At 60.6% G+C, this 2,284-nt stretch carries 3 protein-coding genes; 1 reads left to right on the top strand and 2 read right to left on the bottom strand.

Features of this window, described 5'->3' with window-relative positions:
• Positions 1–270, top strand: a 270-nt coding sequence (locus tag Q1X90_RS00040; RefSeq protein ID WP_300765621.1) for a sugar nucleotide-binding protein, incomplete at its 5' end; no start/stop codon positions are given.
• Here Q1X90_RS00040 and Q1X90_RS00035 read toward each other — a convergent pair.
• Together Q1X90_RS00035 and Q1X90_RS00030 are read right to left on the bottom strand one after the other, a co-directional pair.
• A complete protein-coding gene (locus tag Q1X90_RS00035) occupies positions 260–1,267 on the bottom strand; it encodes a lysylphosphatidylglycerol synthase domain-containing protein (protein ID WP_300765620.1) in 1,008 nt (335 codons plus the stop codon). The genes Q1X90_RS00040 and Q1X90_RS00035 overlap by 11 nt on opposite strands.
• Positions 1,267–2,284, bottom strand: a 1,018-nt coding sequence (locus tag Q1X90_RS00030; protein ID WP_300765619.1) for a glycosyltransferase, incomplete at its 5' end; no start/stop codon positions are given. The genes Q1X90_RS00030 and Q1X90_RS00035, both read right to left, overlap by 1 nt.

Below are 2,284 nucleotides of genomic sequence, written 5' to 3'. Positions count from 1 at the left end.
GACGCCGCATACGGGACGTACGACATGACGGGCTCGGGGCCGATCGAGTCATGGGCGGATATAGCACGACGCGTGTTCGAACTGCGTCATGGCAATGGTGATGCCATCAAGGGCATATCGACCGGGGAGTACTTCGCCTCGGCGTCGGGGCCGGTCGCCCCGAGGCCCGTGCACAGCGCGCTGGACCTGTCGAAGCTCGAGTCGACGGGATTCTCTCCCGCCGACTGGACAGACAATCTGAACGCCTACATGGGCGTAATCAACGGCTAGAACCCTCGGTGGCCGAATCCTCATTCGAGGTGGGGGCTACGGAAACCCCATCCCGAATCGCTCCGGAGTGATTCGATTGGATGCCGGGATGGCGCGTCATGGCGATGCCGGCCGACGCGAACACGACATCGGCGATGGTCATCGCGACGCGGCTGAGGAGAACAATCGCCAGAACGGCTCCCGATCCCAATATCGAGGAGAAAAACAACCCCAGAACGGTTTCGCGAACACCAGTTCCGGCGGGGACGAACACAACCACGAATCCGGCCACCCAGGCAAGCGCGTAGGAGCCGATGGACATGAGCACGCCCGACAGGTTGAGACGCATCCCGAAGCCGATGGCGAGAATCCAGATCTGAAGGCCCGCGATCACCCACGAGATGACGGACATTACCGTGGCCATACCCAATCCTCGGAGGCTCATCTCCGTTTCTGGCGCAGGTCGTTTCATCAGTCTGAAGGCCAGTCTGATCAGCCTGTTCAGCACCTGCGGCGTCAGTAGCACGACCAGTGCGACCAGCATAAGGACTATGAGCCAGATAGGCACATGAATGTCCACGGAGGTTCCCAGTACGGTAAGGACTCCGATGCCGACTCCGGTGAGGAGGGAGATCAGAACGGATACGGTCATCGCCGTGACCGATCGTCGTACAGGAATATGGTGGTCCTTGCCTATTCTGGCGGCGGCGACGATGTTCCACACCCCACCCGGAATGTATTTCCCTATCTGGCTCACCCCGAATAGCTGGGTCGAGGCCTTCCACGAAAGACTCGACCCCAGATCCTCAAGAACGATCTTCCAGGACCACAGCGTGAAGAACACGTATGCGATGGCCAGAACGACGCTTCCGATCGCGATGCCCCAATTGAGCTGATGGAGCGCCGATAGCAGTTCCGTCCAATTCTTCGCGATGGCGTACACGAGTCCGGCGAGCGCGATCGCAAGGAACACCCATTTCGTTATCGCCGACGTCGCGATGCGGTGCAGTACGCGCATTATTGTCTCTCCCGCGTTTGTGAGGCTATCCAGTGCGCCAGATCGGTGGTGATTGGGAACGGCTTGAATTCCTGCGACAACGCCACGGCTTTCTTTTGCCACGAGACGATGAGGGCCTCGTCGTTCACCAGACCCTGCAAGGTGTCGGCCAGAGCCTCCGGATCCCCGGGCTCCACATATGCCACGTCATCGCCCAACATGCGTCTCTGCGGCGGGGTGTCGCTGGTCACGACCGCGCATCCGGCGGCCAATGACTGGTACACCTTGTTCGGCACCACCCGGAGCCCTTTGGGGGTGGTTGAGAAGATGCCTAGGGATATATCGTGCCCGGCGACCAGAGATGGCAGATCATGGGGGTCGACCCAGTCGACGAATCCTACGTTGGGGCAGCCTCGCAATATCTCGCGCACGCGGGGATAGTCCTGACCCTTTCCGATCATGGTCACCGGCGGAGTGATGCCTCGATCGCGCAGAATACTCACCGCCTCGGCGATGACCGGCGTTCCCTGGAGCGGCGTGTACAGACCATAGAAGACGATGCTGCCGTGCCGGCGTTCCGTGCCATCGACCGCATACCATTCCTCCGGTGCTCCCACGGGGACGACCATGCCTGAGTCACCCGCACGAAGCATATCCTTGTGCTCGCGGGTGTCGGTGAGAATGAGCGTGGCCGCATTCAGCGCCCAATCGTCCAGGTGCCGCAGAACCCTGACTTTGAGTCCCTTCGCTCCCCGGTCCTTTGCCGTATCGGCGGCGAAGATGAGATGATCCAGGATGATCGGAGTGCGCGGGAACAGCCGACGTGCCAGCAGAACGTCGAAATGTCCCATGTATCCCACCAGCACCGCGTCGGGCGTCCCATGACTCGAGACCCATGCCCGGGACTCCCTGCGCAATGTCCTCCACAGCCGCATGATGGTCCAGACGAATCCCACGAGCTTCCATGGCTTTTTGAGTATCTGCACACGTTCGGCGGTGGATAGGGTCAAAGGGGCGTTGATCTCATGCACGTCGATT

The sequence above is a fragment of the uncultured Bifidobacterium sp. genome (assembly GCF_949292005.1).
GTDB lineage: Bacteria > Actinomycetota > Actinomycetes > Actinomycetales > Bifidobacteriaceae > Bifidobacterium.
Note: the sequence above shows the minus strand (reverse complement) of the source record. Positions and strands in the feature narration are given on the sequence as shown.